The organism is Streptomyces sp. NPDC001750, from assembly GCF_042892615.1.
Lineage (GTDB): Bacteria > Actinomycetota > Actinomycetes > Streptomycetales > Streptomycetaceae > Streptomyces.
The window spans coordinates 1-20,954 of record NZ_JBIAUE010000032.1 but is presented as its reverse complement, the minus strand read 5'-3'; the positions used below and the strand labels follow the sequence as shown (position 1 = coordinate 20,954).

Sequence of the window (20,954 nt, the reverse complement as noted above, 5' to 3'; positions counted from 1 at the left end):
ACGGCCCAAAACCCGCCCGGGCCGTGACGTCGGCGATCTCCCCGCGCACCGTGCACCGCACCACCGTCGCCCCCTGTGCAGCGGCCACCCTCTCGGCCGCCTCGCACGCCTGCTCTGCCCCTCGCAGGGCCCGGTCGGCGGCTGCCAGGGCCGCGAGGTCCGCCGCTCCCCCGGCCCGGTGCTTGACGACGACCACCTGTCCGAGCGCCAGCACGACGGCGAACACCGCGCACAGGGTCGCGGCCGTCATCGCCACCCACACCGTCGCCACCCCGTCGTCCGGGCCCGGCCGTCTCCGGGCCCGCCCCCGGTCCGGGGCTCCGATCCGGACCGGAACGGATTCGCGGTCCCGGACTGTTCCACACCCCCGGACCGATCCGCACCGGGCCCGTGCACCGTCCGGGCCCGGATCGCAGCCGGGGTCGTACCGAGGCCCGGCCCCGGCCCCAGGCCCGAGCCAGGGACCCTCAGTCCCATGAGGGCTCGGCCCGCCAACAACGCCCTTCCGCTCTCTCCCTTCCCCGTTCACCACGCCTCCCCCGGTCATGACTCCACCCCCACCGTGTCCTCGGCCAGCGCCGCCGCCTCCGCGTGAAGTGTCAGGGCCAGCGGGCCGAGGCCGGGCGTCGGCGCCGCCACCCGTACCCGCCACAACTCGCCGGTCCGTTCCATCGAGACCTCGGCTCCACCGGGTGCCGCCGCGCGTGCGACCTCCAGCGCCTGGGCCTCCGGTTCCGAGCGGGCCGCCGCCCGCGCCCCGGCCCTGGCCGCGTCCACGCACCGGATCTGAGCCGCGGCGGCCATCAACGCCCAGACCAGCGACAGGGCGAACACCACCAGCACCGGAATCGCCATGGCCGCCTCCGCCGTCACCGCACCCCGGTCCTCGTTCCTTCCCTCGCCCCCGCACCCACCGACGGTTCTGGGACGGCCCTTGTCCCCCGTGCCGTGGCCATCCCTAGAACTTCGCATCGAGCGCGTCCTTCAGCAGTGACTGCAGCGCAGACATGACCGTTTGGCTGGTGACCACCTTGTAGAGCACCGCCGCGAACGCACAGGCGGCGATCGTCCCCACCGCGTACTCGGATGTCGTCATTCCGTCGTCCGCCCGGATCCGACGCATCAGCCCCCGCACCCAGCCACTGATTCGCTGTGCCATTCCAACCCCCATGACATGCCCGTTTCGCACTGATACTTATTGATTCGAATTGATTCACACCGGTTTCGCGTCGATTCGCACAGAATCGGAAGGTCACGGACCGCTCTATGTCAGTCGGTGTGCAGCAGGCCGGTCGCCAGGCCGATCACCACCGGTGCCACCCCGACGGACAGGAAGGCGGGGAGGAAACAAAGCCCGACCGGCGCGGTGATCAGCACACCCGCCCGTTGCGCACGCGCCACCGCCGCGCTCGCCCGCTCCGCCCGCATCGCCTCGGCCAGCCGCGCCACCGGTTCCGCTGCCGGGGCCCCGGTCGACCCCGCCCGGTCCAGGCATCGGGACAGGGCGCGTGCACCGGGTATCTCGCCGAACCTCCCCCAGGCCGCCGTGGGGTCACCGCCCAGCCGGATCTCCGCGGCGGTCCGCGCCAATCGCACGCCCACCGGACCGCCCAGCGACTCCCCCACGGCCTCCGCCGCCTCCCTCGGCCCAGCACCAGCCGAGATGCAGGCGGCCAAGAGATCTGCCGCGAGCGGAAGTTGGCGCACCACCTCCGCAGCCTCCGCAGCGTCCGGTTCCGCTTTCCGGCAGCGATGCTTCCGTCGCCACCGCCATGCGCCGTACGCCGCCACCAGGCCGGCCACGCACCCTGACAGGCCACCCACCAGAACCACGCCCGCCGCAGCAACCCCTACCGGCGTCATCCACTCCTTCACCCGGACACCGGGCACCATCCGCCCGCTTCCGCGCGTTTCCGGGCCGGTCCCGAACAGCAACGCACCTCGACGGCGTCCCTCACGCCTCCGTCGCCGCCCCACCAGGGCAAGTGCCAGACACACGGCCGTGCCCACACCAACCGACGCGACCGCCACCCCGTAGCCGACTCCACCAATCACCACGCTCATGCCGTCTCCGCCGCCCGTACGATCCGAGCGGCCCAGCAGAGCCCGGCCGCCTCCAGCGACGCACCCGTCACCAGGCAGGCCAACCCACCCGGGGTGTGGAGCAGCACCCGCAACGGTTCGGCCCCCAGTGCAGCCCCCAGCCCCAGTCCCAGCACCGGCAAGAGCGCCAGTACTGCCACCGTCGACCATGCTCCGGCCAATTGGGCCCGCAACTCCTCCCGTCTGCGCCGCTCCGCACGCAAAGCGCTCTCCAACCGGTCCAGACCCGCCGCGAGACCCGCGCCTCCGTCCACCGCCACGCGCCAGCAGGCCGCCACCCCGGCAAGCCCGTCCAGCCCCGGCACCCGGGCCGCCTGACCGAGTGCCGTCGGCACGTCCCCGCCGAATCGCGCGGCAGCGGACACACCGGCCTCCGCCGACCCCAGCACCCCGGCCCCTCGCACCGCGACGAGCAACGCCCTCCCCGGCTCGTGCCCGGCCCGCAACTCGCCCGCGACAACACCGCACAGAGCGACCACCCCATCGGCCCCGCGTTCCCGCTCACGCCGCAGAGCCCGTCGTCGCAGCCACCGCCGCACCAACGGAACCGCGGCCACTCCGGCCAGCATCGGAAGCACGGACCGCCCCAGCACGGCGACGATCAACGCCGCCAGGAGGCATAACCACTCCTGCCGCTCCCGCGTCCGCTTCCGGAGCCGGGCCCAGGTCCGCTCCCCCCAATGGCGCAGCGGCGACTCCACCACGTCGGCGAACAGCACCCGGGCTCTGCGCCGTCCCCGGCTCCGCACCACCAGTGACCAGACCACCATGGCGAGGCACAGCACCGCCGCGCAGTTCGCGCCGGGTGACAGCCCCGCCGTCACACCCCCGCTCACAGCGCACCTCCGATCAGCGACCGAAGCCGCTCCCAGCCTCGCTCCCGGGCGAAACCGTCGGTGTCCCAGCGCAGTGCCGGCTCGGTCACAACCAGCCCGGACGTATTCCTGTCCAGGACGTGCACTTCCGCGATCCGCCGCTGTCCGGTCCGGTCCCGCACGAGATGGACGACCACCGACAGTGCCGCTGCCAACTGGCTGTGCAGAGCTGTCCGGTCCAGCCCCGCCGCCGTTCCCAGCGCTTCGAGACGGGCCGGGACGTGCTCGGCGGCATTCGCGTGAACCGTCCCGCACCCGCCTTCGTGCCCGGTGTTCAGTGCCGCCAGCAATTCCGAGACTTCGGCGCCCCTCACCTCTCCGACCACCAGTCGGTCGGGCCGCATGCGCAGCGCCTGCCGTACCAGGTCACGGAGGGTCACCCGCCCCGCTCCCTCCTGGTTGGCGGGGCGGGACTCCAGGCGCACCACGTGCGGATGGTCCGGCCGCAACTCCGCCGAGTCCTCGGCGAGCACGATCCGTTCGCGTTCCCCGACCGCCCCCAGCAGGCTCGACAGGAGCGTCGTCTTCCCGGCGCCGGTCCCACCACTGATCAAATACGAGATCCGGGCCTCGACCAGTGCCCTCAACACCCGATCACCGCCCGGCGGCACGGTCCCGGCCTCGACCAGTTCCATAAGTGAGAACGCCCTGGGCCTCACCACACGGAGCGACAGACACGTCGAGCCGACGGACACAGGCGGCAGAACGGCGTGCATGCGGGTGCCGTCCGGCAGTCTGGCATCCACCCAGGGCCGGGCGTCGTCCAGTCGTCTCCCCGCCACGGCAGCCAGGCGCTGCGCCAGCCTGCGCACCGCTGCGGCATCCCGGAACGTCACCCCGGTGAGTTCGAGACCACTGCCCCGGTCCACCCACACCCGGTCCGGTGCGGAGACGAGTACGTCCGTCACCGCTGCGTCGGCAAGAAGCGGCTCCAGCACCCCGGTCCCGACCAGTTCGCCCCGCAACTCGTCGGCCGCGCAAAGTACTTCGGTATCCCCGAGCAACCGTCCCTGGGCCCGCAACGCGGCCGCCACACCCGCAGGCGTCGGCGCCGCGCCGCTCTGCGCCAGCCGTTGCCGTACGGCGTCGAGCAGCGTCTCGGTCATGACACCTCTCCCGCACCGATTCCTGCCACGCCGTCCGGAACCGAAGCCCGCTCCCAGAACGCCGCGCAGAACCTGGCCAGCAGATCGCGCGGACTGCCACCAGGAGGCGCGCCGCTCTCCTGCGCCGCCGACAGCCCCGCGTCGAGCGGGAGTTCACCGGCGAGCGGCAGCCCCAGCGCCTGCGCCACCCACCGCTCATCGAGCCCTGCCGCGTAGGGGCCGCGGGCCACCACCCGGAGGTCGTCCAGGATCATCCCAACCGTCGATGCCACCCGCTTGGCCGCCGCGACCGCGCGGAGCTCTCCGGGCACCACCAGCAGCCCGAGGTCCAGCTGGCCGAGCGCCTCGGCCACCGACTCGTCGACCCGGCGCGGCAGATCCACGACCACCACACCGCCGAGCCTGCGCGCCGCCGCCAGGACCGCCCGCATGGCCGGCGGCGGAATGGTCACACAGTCGTCGCGGCCCCAGCTGAGCACCCGCAGCCCATGCAGTGCTGGCAGCGACTCCTCCAGCGCACCGGCGCCGACCCTCCCTTTGGAATGGGCGAAATCCGGCCATCGCATGCCCTCGACTCGCTCGCCGCCGAGCAGCACATCGATGCCTCCGCCGAGCGGGTCGCCGTCGATCAGCATCGATCGCCACCCCGCCCTGGCCGCGGTCACCGCGAGGGCACAGGCCAGCGTGGAGGCCCCGGAACCTCCCCGGCCGCCGATCACCCCGACGGTGAGCGCGGAGCGGCCGACACCTTCCGTCGCGTTGGCGATCTGATCGACGAGCCACCCTTCCGATTCAGGCAGCCTCAGGACGTATTCGGCACCGATCTCCACGGCACTGCGCCAGACGTCCGGCGCATCCTCGTCCCTCCCGACGAGCATCACCCCGCGCCTGCGCCCGGCCCCCCGGCACCTTCGCGCGGCGTCGTCCCCCACGAGAACCATCGGGGCCTGTTCCCAGCTGCCCCTGCGCTCGGGCAACGAGTGATGAACTTCCGGTTCCGCTCCGGCAGCGGCGCACAGCCGCAGCAGATCATCGAGGAGTTCCACGTCCTCGGTCACGATCAACGGTCCGCCCCGCCGCGCTCCGGCGGTCGGCAGACGGTCCCGAGCGATGGATTCAGCCACGATCTCCGCCCCCTTCTCACTGCACGTTCATCGCGGGTTCGCAACGATCTCGGGACGTTTCCGAGATCAGCGATTCCGCAACCCGCGGACTTCGCGGCCGGAATCACCGTGCAACGCTTCCGGAAATCTTGTGGATCTTGCTCAAAAACTGTGGACAACTCCGCCCCTGTGAATAACTCCGTCACCCATACCGATGACTTCCGGAGAGCAGCCCTTCCGTCACCGACCGTGACGGGTCAAGATGGAGGAGACGGAGCCGGCAGCGAACCGGTGCGCCCGAAATGGAGGCAGAATGCTTGATTCCGTGCGACAGAAACGTGCCCGGACATGCGACGACCCCCGCCGGGGGGGAGAGCGGGGGTCGTCCCCACGGCCGACTCGGGGGGGGAGGAGCCGGACCGGGTTAGCACGGTCGCGAACGATCCGTGACTTCCATGGTGTACCCGAGAGCCTTCTCAGGCAAACCCACGCGCCGGATTTTACGCCGAATGGTGGGCCCCTATGCTCTGCGTTGTGGAAAACCGCTTCTTGCCGCGCACAGCAGCCTTCTTCGACCTGGACAAGACGGTCATTGCGAAGTCTTCGACGCTGACCTTCAGCAAGTCCTTCTACCATGGCGGACTGATCAACCGCCGCGCCGTACTGCGCACCGCGTACGCGCAGTTCGTGTTCCTTGCCGGAGGTGCAGATCACGACCAGATGGAACGGATGCGGGAATATCTCTCCGCGCTATGCAAGGGCTGGAACGTCCAGCAAGTGAAGGAAATCGTCGCCGAGACCCTGCACGACCTGATCGACCCGATCATCTACGACGAGGCGGCGACGCTCATCGAGGAACACCACACCGCCGGACGCGATGTGGTGATCGTCTCCACCTCGGGCGCGGAGGTCGTCGAACCGATCGGTGAGCTGCTCGGTGCCGACCGGGTCGTCGCCACTCGGATGGTCGTCGGCGACGACGGCTGCTTCACCGGAGAAGTCGAGTACTACGCCTACGGACCTACGAAGGCCGAGGCGATCAAGGCGCTCGCGGTGTCGGAGGGGTACGACCTCTCGCGCTGCTACGCCTACAGCGACTCCGCGACGGACGTACCGATGCTGGAGTCTGTCGGGCACCCCCACGCGGTGAATCCGGACCGCGCCCTCCGCCGCGAAGCGACCCTTCGCGAGTGGCCGATTCTCGTCTTCGACCGCCCGGTCCGCCTCAAGCAACGGCTGCCCACCTTCGCCATGCCGCCGCGTCCGGCACTGGTCGCGGCCGCGGCAGTGGGCGCCGCCGCCGTCACGGCGGGACTGGTCTGGTACACCTCCCGTCGCCGAAGCACCACGGCCTCCCTCTGACAGCGGACACGAGGGCCTGACAGCCGACATGACGTCCCGCACGAACCACCGCCAACAGAACTGAACACCCCGGGGCCGGACACCATGGGCCGGGCGGCGCCGCCTCACCAACCCCGCTCAGGCGGCCGCCCGGCCCTCCCCTCTCTCGCAACCCGCGACGGCCGAACCATCGGTCGCCTGCGCACTCCGATTTCATGCACCGAGTCAGGCCCGATCCACCAGCCCGACCGGTATGCGCGACTCGCCCGTAATTGAACCCAAAAGTAAAGAAGTGTGGCCGCCACTACCGCTCACCTCGGCTCTGGAGTACAAAGGACTCAACGGCCCGCGAGACCAAGGACATCCGAAAGGATTACCTGTAACGCACAGAAGGCCCCACGGACCGAGCATGAAAACCGAGTACCCACGCGACGTCGACCCGTCGATTACGGGCCAGCCGCACCAGGAATCGGGCAAGGACCCCGACCTGATGGGCATATATCGAGGACGCTTGGTAACTGGGTAGACATGCCAGCGGCGGTACCGAGGACGGTACCGCCGCAACCCTTTTGCGCCGGACGCGCTCCTCGCCCGGCAAGCCGTTCCCCAGCCTCGGACGAACGAACGCCCCGTCCGGGGGGCGCGGCCACGAGACCACCGCTCTGAAGTCACGCGCGGGTGCAGGTTCCCGGCTTGGGGGACAAGGCTCCACTCCTACCCGTAACCAACGCGTTCGTGCGCCGGTCCGGCTCCTCGGAACCGTCACCGTGCCGCGCGGATCCGCCGTCGGGTCATGCGGCCCCGCGCTGCAGCGCCTCGCAGACCGCCGTCGTCTCTCTGACACCCAGTTCCACAGCTTTTCCGCAGTGCGCGATCCAGGTCGCCATTCCGGCCGGCGTACCCGACAGGTACCCCTCGAACGCCGCCGCGTACGCCGCTCGTCCCTGCTCGGCGTACCCCACCTCGGCGGGGCAGATCGACTTGGGGTCGAGCCCGCTCCCGATCAGGACGATCCGCTCGGCGGTCCTGGCGACGAGACCGTTGTGCGAGCAGAAAGGACGCAGGGCCAGGAGTTCACCGTGCACGACCGCCGCCGTCACCAGCGCGGGCGCGGCAGTCCCCGAAAGGATCAACGCGGAAAGCCCGTCCAGTCGCCCGGCTACCTCGTCGGCATCGGGCAGCGGCGCTTCGATCAGCGGTTCGTCGACGCGTTCACCCGCGAGCCGCGGTCGGCCGACGGCGTCCTCGGGCTCCCCCCGTCCGGCCGCGACCAGATGCAACCGCGCGAGCACCCGCAACGGCGACTGCCGCCAGATGGAGAGCAGTTGGCCGGCTTCGGCAGTGAGCCGAAGGGCCGCTCCGACAACACGCGCCTCGTCGTCACCGCTGAAGTCGCTGCGTCGGCGCACCTCCTCCAGATTCCAGTCGGCACCGGACAGCACGGCCGAGCCGCGGGCGCCACGCAGCGCCGCTTCGGCGGTGACCTCGTTGCTGCGGCGCCTCATGATGCGGTGGCCGTAGACCCGGTCCACGGACTTGCGTACGGAGTCCACCGCCTCGGCGACTCCCGGCAGGGCACTCAGAGCGGCGAGCGGATCGGGGGCAGTCGTACTCATAAGTAACGAGGCTACGCGCATACCACACCGATGACACCCAGGGGTGGTCTTCTTCACGAGGAGCAACAGCGGACCGCTGTCATGGCACTACCCTAGGTGAACATGAAGATCGCTTTCGTAGGCAAGGGCGGCAGCGGCAAGACCACGCTGTCCTCGCTCTTCATTCGCCACCTCGCAGCCAATGAAGCCCATGTCGTCGCGGTGGACGCCGACATCAACCAACACCTCGGGGCCGCTCTCGGGCTTGACGACCGGGAGGCCGCGGCACTTCCGGCCATGGGAGCCCATCTGACCCTGATCAAGGAGTACTTGCGCGGCAGCAATCCGCGTATCGCCTCCGCCGAGACGATGATCAAGACGACCCCGCCGGGCGAGGGTTCACAATTGCTGCGGGTCCGCGAGACCAATCCGATCTACGAGGCATGTGCACGCACGGTCAGGCTCGACGACGGCGAGATCCGACTGATGGCCACCGGACCATTCACCGAGTCGGATCTGGGCGTGGCCTGCTACCACTCGAAGGTCGGCGCGGTGGAACTCTGCCTCAACCATCTCGTCGACGGCCCCGACGACTACGTCGTCGTCGACATGACGGCGGGATCAGACTCGTTCGCCTCCGGGATGTTCACTCGCTTCGACATGACGTTCCTGGTCGCCGAACCGACCCGGAAGGGTGTCTCGGTCTACCGCCAGTACAAGGAGTACGCACGGGACTTCGGGGTCGCGCTGAGGGTCGTCGGCAACAAGGTTCAGAGCAAGGACGATCTGGAGTACCTCCGCTCCGAGGTCGGCGACGACCTGCTGATCACCGTCGGACACTCCGACTGGGTCCGGGCGATGGAGAAGGGTCGGCCGGACCGTTTCGAGCAGCTGGAGGTGGAAAACCGGATGGCTCTGCAGGCTCTGCAGAACGCCGCCGACGACTCGTACGGGCAACGCGACTGGGAGCGTTACACCCGCCAAATGGTGCACTTCCATTTGAAGAACGCCGAGAGCTGGGGCAACGAGAAGACAGGCGCCGACCTGGCTGCCCAGGTCGACCCCTCTTTCGTGCTCGACGAGCGGTTCGCACGGGAGGATGCCGCGCAGCCAGTCTGATCGGGTCCCGTCCGGCTGCGGACAGGACTGTGAAAAATGTGCTCGAGGACGACGAGTCGCCATCCTCGGGACGCCACTCGGGACGTCGCTCAGGCAGATTGCGCCAGGTCGGCATGGCGAGGGGTTCTCGGACATCGGCCGCGGGCTCGGGTGCGCGGCCGATGCCCGTACGCAGCCGCCGCCCCGCGCATCCGCCTCGTCACCATCAACGCGCGACGGGCCCGCGTCCGCTTCCACGTACGCCGTCCTCGCCGCCCCGTTCGTCGCCCCCCGGCGCCCTACGGGCGTGCGCGTTCGCTCCTGCCTTCAGCCACGATCGCCCGGTGCCTCCAAGGAATTCCAGCCGGCCCTCGGCCGGGCGTGGCCCACATCGAGCGTGGCGAGTTTCGCCAGCACCGCCAGATCCTGCACGTCCAGCCAGTCGGTGAGTTGCCGGAGGGAGACGCACCAGACACCTTTCCTCGTGCAGACTCTCGCGATGGTCTGCACAACGGCTCGCATGTAGGTAGCGCCGTTCCAGGACTCGAAGTGATTGCCGACGATCAGCGGAGGACGGTTTCCGTCGAAGGCACGGTCGAACGCCTCGAGCAGACCGTCGCGCATCTGGTTCCCCCAGTGTTCGTGCCGGGAAGGGTCTCACCGGGTCGTGCCGGACTGGTTGAACATGAAGTTGTAGTCCACCGAGAGAGCCTCGAAATCGCGACCCGGAACCGGCACGATCTGCATGGACAGGCCCCAGAGGTCGCCCTTCCTCTTCGGCCAGACCTGGGCGTTGACGCCGCTGAAATCGCACCGAATCCCATCGTTCACCCTGCGGCCACCATGTTCTTCCGTCATTCCAGACAGGGCGTACGGCCACCGACGAGTTCCTTGTCGTAGTCGAAGGGAAGCGGCTTCTCGTCCTTCAGGACGGGGACGTTGGCCTTCCAGTTCTCACGAAAGACTTGGCCTGCCCGATCTAGCTCTTCCACTGCTTCCTAGCTCTCCCACTGCTTCACGGTCCAGGTGCCGACGCCGCCTTCCGCACCGCAGAAGTGCCGTTGGAGTGGGTGCCGATCTCGTTGCCCTCCTCCCAGGCACCTCGTAGCTGAGCGAGGGTGGTTCGGATGCCGTCGGTGTCCTCGAAGCCGATGTCCGAGCTGCCGATGTCTTGCTTCGCGGGTCGGAGAGCTCCCGCTTCCCTTCCGGCAACATGTACACGCCGCTGAGGAATCAGGTCATGCTGGCGCGGTACTTCCTGCCCACCTCGAGGAAGTACGACAACAGTTCTGGCTGTCCTCCCCCCGCACCGCCCCCGGAGAGAACCACGATCTGCGGAGGCTTCTGACCGGAAGCCAGGTGCTGCGCCACCGGTTGGTTCGGTTGGCTGCCGGTGAAGGCGGTGGAACCGGCGCCGATGAGCCGCAGCACTCTCTCGGGCGCGTACCCCGGAGCCTTCTTCGCCACCGTCTTCTTCGCTTGGGCTTCCGGCTTCACGGCGCCGGGGCCGGACGAGCAGCCGGTCACCCCTGCCAGCGTGACAACTGCGGCACGCAGACCACCCCATCCGGCGGTCGGTCCCGTCGCGGCTCCCCTCTGCGTGGCACCACCCTGCTCGACGCCGTTCTTCTCAGCACCACTCCTTTTGGCACCGCGCGTGCCCCCAAGACAGCTGGCATCCGTCCAGCCTCCGCCTCGCAGTAAATTTGCACTGAATGTACCCATATGGAGCAATCCGGGCTGCATGCACTAGCAGCAACAGCCGAGCGATGGGTCATATAAAAAATGCCTATTCACCGGAATGGATGAATGAATAGGTCATTTGCCCCCAAGCGTGGACGCAAGTCTTTACTCTCCATTACGATCTATTTACCAAGAGTTGGGAAATACCGCCGTCAAGTGCCCTGCTTCGCGGCCGCTTTCCCTCATGTTTCGCGCCCACGCTGTCCGGAGGAGACGGAAACATGTCCGCTTGCGTACCCGCACGTCATGACCGCGCGTCCCGCAGTTCGCGTCCACCCCGCTCATCGGGGGTCAAGCGACCACACAGCCCGCCGTCGTCGCCACGGGGCGGTCCACGACTCCGCATCTCGGGCGCCGACCTTTCCGCGTCCATCACGGTCTTTCTTCTGGCAGTCCCCATGTCGCTCGGGCTGGCCGTCGCCATGAACGCCCCACTGACGGCCGGGCTGATCTCCGCCGCGATCGGCGGCATCGTCGCCGGGCTGCTCGGCGGCACCCCTCTTCAGGTCAGCGGCCCATCCGCCGGACTGACCGTGGTCACAGCCGAGTTGATCCAGATCTACGGTTGGCGCACCACCTGTGCGATCACCATCGGTGCCGGACTGCTGCAGATCGTGCTGGGATCGCTGCGGGCGGCGCGCAGCGCCCTCGCGGTCAGCCCCGCCATCGTCCACGGCACGCTCGCCGGCATCGGCGTGGCCATCGCGCTCGCTCAGCTGCACATCGTGCTCGGCGGCTCGCCTCAGAGTTCCGCGGTATCCAACATCCTTGCCCTGCCCGACCAGTTGGGGCGGGTGAGCCCGTCGGCGCCGCTTATCGGAATGCTGACCATCACCGTCCTGGTCCTGTGGCCGCGGACTCCGGGCCGACTCGGCCGGACGGTACGACGGGTGCCGACGGCCCTCGCCGCGGTGGTGAGCGCGACGGTGGTGGCCGGGTTCGCGACGCCCGGAATCGCCCGCGTCGATCTGCCGTCCTGGCGCTCCCACGCCCTACCGGAACTGCCGCACGGTCCGGTGCTCGCTCTCGCCACCGCAGTGTTCACCGTGATGCTGGTGGCCAGCCTGGAATCGCTGCTCGCGGCAGTCGCCGTGGACAAGCTGACGGCCGACCGCTTCGGCGGACGAGCCGCCGACCGGAACAGGGGCACACCCTCGTCACCGCCCGTGTCGGCTACGTCAACCGCTCCCACCCTGTCTGTCTCGCCCGGCGATTCAGCCGCAGCAACTGTCTGCGCCCCTCCCGCCATCCCCTCCGAGCCCGCCTCGGCGGACTCTCCCGGCACGCCGGCCGGGCGCTCCGACCTCGACCGCGAACTGCGTGCGCAAGGCATCGCCAACACCCTGTCCGGGCTGGTGGGCGGACTTGCGGTGTCCGGGGGCGCGGTGCGCAGTTCGGCGAACGTACGGGCCGGGGCCACCAGCCGCGCCTCCACCGTGCTGCATGGCATCTGGGTGGTCCTTGCCACCGGGCTCCTGGTCGCCGTCCTGGAACTGATCCCGTTGGCCGCGCTCGCCGCGCTGGTCATGATGGTCGGCATCCAGATGGTGAGTTTCGCTCACATCCGCAATGTCCACAAGCACCGGGAATTCCTGGTGTACGGCGCGACGATCACCGGTGTGATCCTGTTCGGCGTCCTCAAGGGTGTGGCGATCGGCATCGCGGTGGCAGTGGTCGTCGCCCTCCACCGGCTGGCCCGCACCAGAATCACCGTCACCGATCAGGACGGTCGGCATCTGGTCGTCGTACGTGGCCAGTTGACGTTCCTCGCGGTCCCCAGGCTCAGCCGGACGTTCGGGCGGCTACCGCAGGACGGAGATGTAGTCGTCGAACTAGACGGTTTCTTCATGGACCACGCGGCATACGAGACGATCCAGGACTGGAGCATCGCGCAGAGAGCCCACGGCGGCCGGGTCGTCTTCACCGGCAGGTCCGGGAGCCGGATCGCAGAGCCCGACTCGACTGCGCATTCTTGTTGCAGCCCCTGGACACCGTGGCGCAACCATCACTGTCACGATCGGTCCGACCAGACGCATGGTCTTCCCGAGGGCGGTGGCACGCCGCCCTGCGACGCCTCCGAGTCGCACGTCGCCACTGCCCCGGACTCCAGCGCGAAGCGCGCCTTCCACACGTACGGCGCCACCGCGCGGGCCCCCGGACCCGATGCCTTCAACTCTCCCCATCGGGGCACCGCCGACGGCGTCTCTCCCGGCTCTGACATCACCCCGGGCGCCCCTCCCAGCTCCGACGCCACACCCGACGGCCTTCCCGGCATCGGCCGCGGCCACAGATCCGACATCGCTGCGGGCGTCATCCGCGATCGCGGTCCAGGCATCAGCCTCGATCAGGGGCCTGGCCAAGGTGCCGACCACGGCCGCGGCTCCGATCCGACCGCTTGCCCCCTTGCCACCGACCCCGGCCCTGCTCCCGTCGGCCCTGCCGCCGCTCGCCCCGTTGCCGGAGGCGACAACGCCCCGGCCCCAGTGGGCGCATCGACCGCCTGTCTGACGTCGGTCGGCGGTCGACGTCAGGCAGGCGGAAACCGCCTGGTGAGCGGCCTGAGCACGTTCCAGCGCCACACCGCCCCGTTGGTGCGCAAGGAACTGGCCCGGTTGGCCCGGGAGGGACAGCATCCCTCCCAGCTCTTCATCACCTGTGCCGATTCCCGTCTCGTCACCAGCATGATCACGGCAAGCGGGCCGGGCGATCTGTTCACCGTCCGAAACATCGGCAATCTGGTACCGCCGCCGAACACCGAGTCCGGGGACGATTCGGTGGGCGCCGCCATCGAGTACGCGGTGGAGGTGCTGGGGGTGGATTCCATCACCATTTGTGGGCACTCCGGGTGCGGTGCGATGCAGGCACTGCTCGACGGCACACGGACCCCGGACACTCCGCAGACGTCCCTGTGGCGCTGGCTGAGACACGGACTGCCGAGCCTGAAGCGGATGGCGTCACGGCGTCATCCCTGGGCGCGGATCTCCGGCCGGCTGCCCACGGACGCGGTGGAACAGCTCTGCCTCACCAATGTGGTGCAGCAGTTGGAACATCTGCGAGCCCATGAATCGGTGGCACGACGACTGTCCGAAGGCACCCTTCAACTGCACGGGATGTACTTCCACGTGGGCGAGGCCCAGGCGTATCTGCTGACCGGGGCCGCGAGCGTCGGCATCGCACTCGACGAGGTCTTCGACCGGGTGGGCCCCGGTGACGCCGACGCCGCCCCCGGGATCTCGCCGGGGGGACCGGGAGCCGCAAGGACCCAGAACTCGTCCGGAACACCGGGAATCACCGGAACACTGTCGAGACCGGGCGCACCGGGGAGACCGGGCGCCCCTTCCGACCCGGAAGGTCTGGAACGCACCGGCGTCTGAATCGGACCGCTCGCCCCCCGGGAACCCGGGCCTGCAGAACACCACGGACACGTGGGACACCAGGGTCCCCCGATGCCCTCGGATGCTCAGCCCCCTCCGACGCAGAGTGTGCCTTGATGCCCGATGCGCTCCGACGCCCGGTTCTCTCGGATGCCGGGTCCCCTCCGAAGCCAGGTGCCCTCGGACGGTAGCCCTTCGGCCGCCCGAGGGCACCGGCTCCGGGGCGAAAACGGACGAATGCTGAACCGGATACGCCCCGGGTCCGTAGGAAATTCCGTGAGAACTCATGCCCCCGCTTTCCCGCTGCCACCTGGAGCGCATCACGTCGCGCCGCGTCGGGTCACTGCGCGCCGCGTCGCGCGGTGCCGCGCAGCATGGGAATGCGGGGCCATGTCCCCATACACCGAAACACAGGTCTAAACCAATTCTCGGCAGACCCTTGTCACCCGGCCCTCCGGCCTGATGAGCTATGCACGGGACACAACGGACACCCTGGGAATGGGAGATGTCGTGAGCAATGACAGCCTGGCCAATCTGCTTCGTGAGGAGCGCCGATTCGCGCCGCCTGCCGATCTGGCCGCGAACGCCAACGTCACAGCGGAAGCTTACGAGCAGGCCGAGGCTGACCGGCTGGGCTTCTGGGCCGAGCAGGCCCGCCGTCTGACCTGGGCCACGGAGCCGACCGAGACGCTCGACTGGAGCAACCCGCCCTTCGCCAAGTGGTTCGCGGACGGCAAGCTCAACGTCGCGTACAACTGCGTGGACCGCCATGTCGAGGCCGGTCACGGCGACCGGGTCGCCATCCACTTCGAGGGCGAGCCCGGCGACAGCCGCGCCATCACGTACGCCGACCTGAAGGACGAGGTCTCCCGCGCCGCGAACGCCCTCACCGAGCTCGGCGTCGGCAAGGGCGACCGGGTCGCCGTCTACCTCCCGATGATCCCCGAGGCCGCCATCGCGATGCTGGCCTGTGCCCGCATCGGCGCCGCGCACTCGGTGGTGTTCGGCGGCTTCTCGGCCGACGCCATCGCCGCCCGTATCCAGGACGCGGACGCCAAGGTCGTCATCACCGCCGACGGCGGCTACCGCCGAGGCAAGCCGTCCGCGCTCAAGCCGGCCGTGGACGAGGCCGTCTCCCGCATCGACGGCGTCGAGCACGTCCTCGTGGTCCGGCGCACCGGCCAGGACACCGCGTGGACCGAGGGCCGTGACGTCTGGTGGCACGAGATCACCGGCCGGCAGTCCGCCGAGCACACCCCCGAGGCGTTCGAGGCGGAGCAGCCGCTCTTCATCCTGTACACCTCCGGCACGACGGGTAAGCCGAAGGGCATCCTGCACACCTCCGGCGGCTACCTCACACAGGCCGCGTACACGCACCACGCGGTGTTCGACCTCAAGCCGGAGACCGACGTCTTCTGGTGCACCGCCGACATCGGCTGGGTGACCGGACACTCGTACATCGTCTACGGCCCGCTGGCCAACGGCGCGACACAGGTCATGTACGAGGGCACGCCGGACAGCCCGCACCAGGGCCGCTTCTGGGAGATCGTGCAGAAGTACGGCGTCACGATCCTCTACACCGCGCCGACCGCGATCCGCACGTTCATGAAGTGGGGGGACGACATCCCCGCCAAGTTCGACCTGGGCAGCCTTCGGGTCCTGGGGTCGGTCGGTGAGCCGATCAACCCCGAGGCGTGGATGTGGTACCGCACGCACATCGGCGCCGACAAGTGCCCGATCGTGGACACCTGGTGGCAGACCGAGACCGGCGCGATGATGATCGCGCCGCTGCCGGGCGTCACGGAGACCAAACCGGGAAGCGCCCAGCGCGCCCTGCCCGGCATCAGCGCCACGGTGGTCGACGACGAGGCCAACGAGGTGCCGAACGGCGGGGGCGGCTATCTCGTCCTCACGGAGCCGTGGCCGTCGATGCTCCGCACCATCTGGGGCGACGACCAGCGCTTCATCGACACCTACTGGTCACGGTTCGAGAGCAAGTACTTCGCCGGTGACGGCGCCAAGAAGGACGAGGACGGCGACATCTGGCTGCTCGGCCGGGTCGACGACGTGATGCTCGTGTCCGGTCACAACATCTCGACCACCGAGGTCGAGTCGGCGCTCGTGTCGCACCCCTCGGTCGCGGAGGCCGCCGTGGTCGGCGCCGCCGACGAGACGACCGGCCAGGCCATCGTCGCGTTCGTGATACTGCGCGGTTCGGCCACCGCGTCCGACGATCTGGTCGCGGAGCTGCGCAACCACGTCGGCGCCACGCTGGGCCCGATCGCCAAGCCCAAGCGGATCCTGCCGGTCGCCGAGCTGCCCAAGACCCGCTCTGGCAAGATCATGAGGCGGCTGCTGCGGGATGTCGCGGAGAACCGCGAGCTGGGCGATGTCACGACGCTCACCGACTCCTCGGTCATGGATCTCATCCAGAACCAGCTGCCGTCGTCCTCTGGCTCGTCCGAGGACTGAACACACCCCGCAACCGAGCGAGGCACCGGTGCCCGGGCCTCAGAACCCGGGCACCAGAGTCCGAGCCGCGGGCCCCTGGCGCCAGATCTGAGCCGCGCGGGCCCTCGGACAGGGAGCAACGAGGGCCTGGGCATCAAGGCCCGAGCACGCCCCTGAGGGGCATCCGGCAACGCGCCGGATGCCCCTCGGGCATTTTTTGGGGCGGAGATCACCGGATACAACCCGGCGCATCCCGGGTACAGTGGCAAGCGCGTCAACAGCTCAACAAAAAAGCTTCACTGGGTGTGCCGGGAAGTCTGGTCGGCAAGTGCATCAGCCATGCCATCGCCGCCGTACCAACCGACCCGGAGGTCCCCTCTCGTGGCCGCGCCCACCCCCACGCCCTCGTCCCGCCGTACCTTCCTGGGGCGGTTGTCCCTTCCCGAGCGGAACTACCTCGCGGACGCCCTGCGCACCGAAACCGTCGGCGGGGTCATCCTGCTGGTCGCGGCAGTGGCGGCCCTGATATGGGCGAACGCCTTCGGCTCCAGTTACGCGGCCGTCAGCGAATTCCACTTCGGCCCCGCCTCGCTGGGCCTCGACCTCTCCGTCGAGCACTGGGCGGCGGACGGGCTGCTGGCGATCTTCTTCTTCGTGGCAGGCGTCGAACTCAAACGGGAACTGGTCGCGGGCGAACTGCGCGACCCCAAGGCGGCCGCGCTGCCGGTCATCGCCGCGCTCTGCGGCATGGCCGTCCCGGCCGTCGTCTACACGGCCGAGGTCCTGATCGGCGGGGGTTCCACCGACGGCTGGGCCGTCCCCACCGCCACCGACATCGCCTTCGCGCTCGCCGTCCTCGCGGTCATCGGCACCTCGCTGCCGAACGCGCTGCGTGCCTTCCTGCTGACGCTCGCCGTCGTCGACGACCTCTTCGCGATCCTGATCATCGCCGTCTTCTTCACCGAGAAGATCAACTTCATGGCGTTGATCGGCGCTTTCGTCGGCCTTGTCGTGTTCTACCTGCTGCTGCGCGCCAAGGTACGCGGCTGGTACGTCTACGTACCGCTCGCCGTGGTGATCTGGGGCCTGATGTACAACAGCGGCATCCACGCCACCATCGCCGGGGTCGCCATGGGCCTCATGCTGCGCTGCACCCGGCAGGACGGCGAGACGCACTCCCCCGGTGAGCGCATCGAACACCTGGTACGCCCCCTCTCGGCCGGTGTCGCCGTACCGCTGTTCGCCCTCTTCTCCGCCGGGGTGTCCCTCTCCGGCGGAGCGCTGGCGAACGTCTTCACCCGGCCCGAGACGCTCGGGGTCGTTCTGGGGCTGGTCGTCGGTAAGACGATCGGCATCTTCGGGGGCACCTGGCTGGCCACCCGCTTCACCAAGGCGGAGCTGAACAAGGACCTGGCCTGGGCGGACGTCTTCGCGGTCGCGTCGCTGGCGGGCATCGGCTTCACCGTCTCGCTCCTCATCGGCGAGCTTGCCTTCGTCGGCGACGCGGACACGATCAACGAGATCAAGGCCGCCGTGCTGATCGGTTCCCTCACGGCCGCGCTGTTCTCCGGAACGCTGCTCAAACTCCGCGTACGCAAATATCGGATGCTGCACGAGGCCGAGGAGCTCGACGAGGACCAGGACGGCGTGCCCGATATCTATGAGCAGGGCGATCCGGAGTACCACCTGCGGATGGCCGCGATCCACGAGAAGAAGGCGGCCGAACACCGACGCCTTGCCCGACTGGCGGGGGCAGCGAGCAGCAAGCCGGACAGTCCGGCATGATCTGACACCAGATGTGTTGAGCAGGAGAGCAGAAGTAGGGAGTCAGGGATGAGCGACCCCGGCAACATGGCGGGCAACACCGACCGCAGTCTCGGACAGTTGGTCGCCGCGGCGACGGCCGAGATGTCCGCACTGGTGCACGACGAGATCGCCCTGGCCAAGGCGGAAGTACGCCAGGACGTCAAGCGTGGAGTCACCGGCAGCGTGGTGATCATCATCGCGGGCGTGCTGCTTCTGTTCGCGATCCCGGTACTGAGCTTCGCGGCGGCGTACGGAATCCACAACCTGGGACTCGGGCTGGCCTGGTCGTTCCTGATCGTCGGCGGAGCGTTCATCGTCCTGGGCGCGCTGCTCGCCCTGTTCGCCGTCGCCAAGTTCAAGAAGGTGAAGCCGCCGGAGAGGTCCATCGCCTCGGCCAAGCAGACGGCGGCGGTCCTCCAGGGCGTCAAGCCCCATCCGCGCGCCACCACCGCGGCGGGGACGGGCCGTCCGGCCATCACCGGCAGCACCCGGGCGGACAAGGCTCTGGAGGCGGTTCCGGCACAGGACGAGGCGCCGACTGTGGCACGCTCGACCACATGATGGTCCACGATTCCAGTGCGTCCGACCCGGTAGGTCCGAAAGGCCGCTCGGGAGATCCGAAAGGCCGGTCGGGCCGGGACGGCACGCCCTCCGACGCCGGCAGGCCCGGACCGGCCGGTGCCGGAGGGCCGGTCCGGCTCGACGGACCGTGGACCCACCGCGACGTGGCGGCGAACGGCGCCCGCTTCCACATCGCCGAGCTCGGTGAGGGACCGCTCGTTCTGCTGCTGCACGGTTTCCCGCAGTTCTGGTGGACCTGGCGGCACCAGCTCACCGCCCTGGCCGACGCCGGATACCGCGCTGTAGCGATGGATCTGCGGGGCGTGGGCGGCAGCGACCGTACGCCCCGGGGGTACGACCCCGCCAATCTGGCGCTCGACGTCACAGGCGTGATCCGCTCGCTCGGCGAACCGGACGCGGCACTCGTCGGTCATGACCTGGGCGGCTACCTCGCATGGACGGCCGCCGTGATGCGGCCGAAGCTGGTGCGCCGTCTCGTGGTCTCCTCAATGCCGCACCCGCGCCGTTGGCGTTCCTCGATGCTCTCCGACTTCGCGCAGTCCCGCGCGGGGTCGTACGTGTGGGGCTTCCAGCGCCCTTGGGTGCCGGAGCGTCAGCTCGTCGCGGACGACGCGGCGTTGGTGGGACGGCTGATCCATGACTGGGCGGGTCCCCGGACCCCTGAGTTCCCCGACGACGCGACGCTCGACGTCTACCGGCGCGCGATGTGCATCCCGTCGACCGCGCACTGCTCGATCGAGCCGTACCGGTGGATGGTGCGCTCCCTGGCCCGTCCGGACGGAATCCAGTTCAACCGGCGGATGAAGCTGCCGGTGCGCGTCCCCACGCTGCACCTGCACGGCTCACTCGATCCGGCAGTCCGTACCCGGAGCGCGGCGGGATCCGGCGAGTACGTCGAGGCGCCGTACCGTTGGCGACTTTTCGACGGTCTGGGGCACTTCCCTCACGAGGAGGATCCGGCCGGATTCTCAGCCGAACTCATCAACTGGCTCAAGGACACCGAGCCCGACCGGTAGCCGCACACACGGTAGTCCGACGAACGCCAATTGCCCGCCGCATAGGCCAATTGGCTGACGGACGGGCGGTTACCGACCATGAGGCACGGGCAGACGTCGAGGTATGGGCTGGACGCACGACATCGGTGACGCAGCACGCAACCGTCGCTCGACCGCCACGGCGGATCCGGGCAATCACGAGAGGGGCGGCCCCCAGGGCCGGGTGCATGACATGCAGGTGATGCACGATCCCCGGCTCGGCATCCCGCGTATCCTGCGCCGCCGGGCCCGCTGGGTCTCGGCACGACTGCGCCACCCGCGTGGATGAGTTTCCAGATGTGAGGCGCTCTTCCGCACGGGTGGCGTACTCCTGTGCGGTGACGTGCTTTCGTACGGGCTCCGGGCGCCGGACCGGCTCACCGGGCGGCCCCGAACTCCGGGCTTCTCACCGGCCGGAGGCCGACGGACGTGCCGGTCGGGCGTCGCACGGCAGGCCGCAGGCCGCAAGCCGCCAGCCGCAAGCGGCAAATGACAGATTGCAGTTCGCAACATGACGACGGCAGGGCCTGGTGCTGTCGCTCCCGGCGCCAGGGCCCGTCGTCGAACTGCCGCCTGCCGTGCGACGCCTGGTACGCACGGCCCCGCCTCCGGCCGAGCAACGGCAGTCCGAAGACAGACCCTGGAGTCCCTAGTAGTGCTTGGTCAGGTTCTTTCGTCGGTGGCGTGTCCGTTTGATCGGTGTGTCGTTGACCAGGTGTGATGGGTGGGGAGTTGGCCGCGGT

The 20,954-nt window shown here is 69.1% G+C and carries 15 protein-coding genes and 2 pseudogenes; 8 read left to right on the top strand and 9 right to left on the bottom strand.

The window, feature by feature from the left end; all coding sequences use genetic code 11:
- Positions 1 to 28: 28 nt before the first annotated feature.
- From ACFYY6_RS32675 to ssd, 7 genes and pseudogenes are all read right to left on the bottom strand, one after another.
- Positions 29 to 250 (bottom strand): annotated as a pseudogene (locus ACFYY6_RS32675) (Rv3654c family TadE-like protein); the annotation flags it as partial.
- A gap of 293 nt (positions 251 to 543) precedes the next feature.
- Complete coding sequence (locus ACFYY6_RS32670; RefSeq protein ID WP_351516898.1) at positions 544 to 972, bottom strand: TadE family type IV pilus minor pilin; 429 nt, start codon at positions 970 to 972, stop codon at positions 544 to 546.
- Entirely contained in the window at positions 959 to 1,159 is a 201-nt protein-coding gene (locus ACFYY6_RS32665; RefSeq protein ID WP_386610371.1) for a DUF4244 domain-containing protein, read from the bottom strand. The genes ACFYY6_RS32670 and ACFYY6_RS32665 overlap by 14 nt, the downstream gene beginning before the upstream one ends.
- Positions 1,160 to 1,269: 110 nt before the next feature.
- The gene (locus ACFYY6_RS32660) at positions 1,270 to 2,064 is read right to left on the bottom strand and encodes a type II secretion system F family protein (protein WP_351516894.1); all 795 of its coding nucleotides are present in this window, start codon (positions 2,062 to 2,064) and stop codon (positions 1,270 to 1,272) included.
- Entirely contained in the window at positions 2,061 to 2,873 is an 813-nt protein-coding gene (locus ACFYY6_RS32655; RefSeq protein ID WP_351516979.1) for a type II secretion system F family protein, read from the bottom strand. The genes ACFYY6_RS32660 and ACFYY6_RS32655 overlap by 4 nt, the downstream gene beginning before the upstream one ends.
- A 62-nt stretch (positions 2,874 to 2,935) precedes the next feature.
- The gene (locus ACFYY6_RS32650; RefSeq protein WP_351516892.1) at positions 2,936 to 4,084 is read right to left on the bottom strand and encodes a TadA family conjugal transfer-associated ATPase; all 1,149 of its coding nucleotides are present in this window, start codon (positions 4,082 to 4,084) and stop codon (positions 2,936 to 2,938) included.
- Complete coding sequence (gene ssd, locus ACFYY6_RS32645; RefSeq protein WP_386610368.1) at positions 4,081 to 5,208, bottom strand: septum site-determining protein Ssd; 1,128 nt, start codon at positions 5,206 to 5,208, stop codon at positions 4,081 to 4,083. The genes ACFYY6_RS32650 and ssd overlap by 4 nt, the downstream gene beginning before the upstream one ends.
- A 501-nt stretch (positions 5,209 to 5,709) precedes the next feature.
- Here ssd and ACFYY6_RS32640 point away from each other — a divergent pair.
- A complete protein-coding gene (locus tag ACFYY6_RS32640) occupies positions 5,710 to 6,549 on the top strand; it encodes an HAD-IB family hydrolase (RefSeq protein ID WP_351516890.1) in 840 nt (279 codons plus the stop codon).
- Positions 6,550 to 7,319: 770 nt separating this feature from the next.
- Here the strand turns inward: ACFYY6_RS32640 and ACFYY6_RS32635 are convergent.
- Positions 7,320 to 8,144, bottom strand: coding sequence for an oxidoreductase (locus ACFYY6_RS32635; RefSeq protein WP_351516889.1), 825 nt, complete (start codon positions 8,142 to 8,144; stop codon positions 7,320 to 7,322).
- 102 nt (positions 8,145 to 8,246) lie between these two features.
- On the opposite strand from ACFYY6_RS32635, the gene ACFYY6_RS32630 reads away from it, so the two are divergent.
- Positions 8,247 to 9,242 carry an ATP-binding protein gene (locus tag ACFYY6_RS32630; RefSeq protein WP_351516888.1) on the top strand — a complete coding sequence of 332 codons (996 nt, stop codon included), beginning with the start codon at positions 8,247 to 8,249 and terminating at the stop codon, positions 9,240 to 9,242.
- Positions 9,243 to 9,548: 306 nt separating this feature from the next.
- Here ACFYY6_RS32630 and ACFYY6_RS32625 read toward each other — a convergent pair.
- Positions 9,549 to 10,778 (bottom strand): annotated as a pseudogene (locus ACFYY6_RS32625) (hypothetical protein).
- A gap of 407 nt (positions 10,779 to 11,185) precedes the next feature.
- Here ACFYY6_RS32625 and ACFYY6_RS32620 point away from each other — a divergent pair.
- From ACFYY6_RS32620 to ACFYY6_RS32595, 6 genes are all read left to right on the top strand, one after another.
- Complete coding sequence (locus ACFYY6_RS32620; RefSeq protein ID WP_389196981.1) at positions 11,186 to 14,338, top strand: SulP family inorganic anion transporter; 3,153 nt, start codon at positions 11,186 to 11,188, stop codon at positions 14,336 to 14,338.
- 498 nt (positions 14,339 to 14,836) lie between these two features.
- Positions 14,837 to 16,810 (top strand): acetate--CoA ligase, encoded by a 1,974-nt coding sequence (gene acs, locus ACFYY6_RS32615; protein WP_351630221.1) that lies wholly within the window; start codon positions 14,837 to 14,839, stop codon positions 16,808 to 16,810.
- A gap of 360 nt (positions 16,811 to 17,170) precedes the next feature.
- The gene (nhaA, locus tag ACFYY6_RS32610) at positions 17,171 to 18,574 is read left to right on the top strand and encodes a Na+/H+ antiporter NhaA (protein ID WP_351516884.1); all 1,404 of its coding nucleotides are present in this window, start codon (positions 17,171 to 17,173) and stop codon (positions 18,572 to 18,574) included.
- 48 nt (positions 18,575 to 18,622) lie between these two features.
- Entirely contained in the window at positions 18,623 to 19,156 is a 534-nt protein-coding gene (locus ACFYY6_RS32605; protein ID WP_351630217.1) for a phage holin family protein, read from the top strand.
- Positions 19,153 to 20,193 carry an alpha/beta hydrolase gene (locus ACFYY6_RS32600; protein ID WP_351516881.1) on the top strand — a complete coding sequence of 347 codons (1,041 nt, stop codon included), beginning with the start codon at positions 19,153 to 19,155 and terminating at the stop codon, positions 20,191 to 20,193. The genes ACFYY6_RS32605 and ACFYY6_RS32600 overlap by 4 nt, the downstream gene beginning before the upstream one ends.
- A 103-nt stretch (positions 20,194 to 20,296) precedes the next feature.
- Positions 20,297 to 20,500: a hypothetical protein gene (locus ACFYY6_RS32595; protein ID WP_351516879.1), complete on the top strand. Its 204-nt coding sequence runs from the start codon at positions 20,297 to 20,299 to the stop codon at positions 20,498 to 20,500.
- The last annotated feature ends 454 nt before the right edge of the window (positions 20,501 to 20,954 follow it).

What these genes read in the sequence shown, in the direction of transcription:
- ACFYY6_RS32670 (WP_351516898.1), bottom strand. Translation starts at nt 972, where the DNA reads ATGCGAAGTTCTAGGGATGGCCACGGCACGGGGGACAAGGGCCGTCCC.
- ACFYY6_RS32665 (WP_386610371.1), bottom strand. Translation starts at nt 1,159, where the DNA reads ATGGCACAGCGAATCAGTGGCTGGGTGCGGGGGCTGATGCGTCGGATC.
- ACFYY6_RS32660 (WP_351516894.1), bottom strand. Translation starts at nt 2,064, where the DNA reads ATGAGCGTGGTGATTGGTGGAGTCGGCTACGGGGTGGCGGTCGCGTCG.
- ACFYY6_RS32655 (WP_351516979.1), bottom strand. Translation starts at nt 2,873, where the DNA reads ATGGTGGTCTGGTCACTGGTGGTGCGGAGCCGGGGACGGCGCAGAGCC.
- ACFYY6_RS32650 (WP_351516892.1), bottom strand. Translation starts at nt 4,084, where the DNA reads ATGACCGAGACGCTGCTCGACGCCGTACGGCAACGGCTGGCGCAGAGC.
- ACFYY6_RS32640 (WP_351516890.1), top strand. Translation starts at nt 5,710, where the DNA reads ATGCTCTGCGTTGTGGAAAACCGCTTCTTGCCGCGCACAGCAGCCTTC.
- ACFYY6_RS32635 (WP_351516889.1), bottom strand. Translation starts at nt 8,144, where the DNA reads ATGAGTACGACTGCCCCCGATCCGCTCGCCGCTCTGAGTGCCCTGCCG.
- ACFYY6_RS32630 (WP_351516888.1), top strand. Translation starts at nt 8,247, where the DNA reads ATGAAGATCGCTTTCGTAGGCAAGGGCGGCAGCGGCAAGACCACGCTG.
- ACFYY6_RS32620 (WP_389196981.1), top strand. Translation starts at nt 11,186, where the DNA reads ATGTCCGCTTGCGTACCCGCACGTCATGACCGCGCGTCCCGCAGTTCG.
- acs (WP_351630221.1), top strand. Translation starts at nt 14,837, where the DNA reads ATGGGAGATGTCGTGAGCAATGACAGCCTGGCCAATCTGCTTCGTGAG.
- ACFYY6_RS32605 (WP_351630217.1), top strand. Translation starts at nt 18,623, where the DNA reads ATGAGCGACCCCGGCAACATGGCGGGCAACACCGACCGCAGTCTCGGA.
- ACFYY6_RS32600 (WP_351516881.1), top strand. Translation starts at nt 19,153, where the DNA reads ATGATGGTCCACGATTCCAGTGCGTCCGACCCGGTAGGTCCGAAAGGC.
- ACFYY6_RS32595 (WP_351516879.1), top strand. Translation starts at nt 20,297, where the DNA reads ATGGGCTGGACGCACGACATCGGTGACGCAGCACGCAACCGTCGCTCG.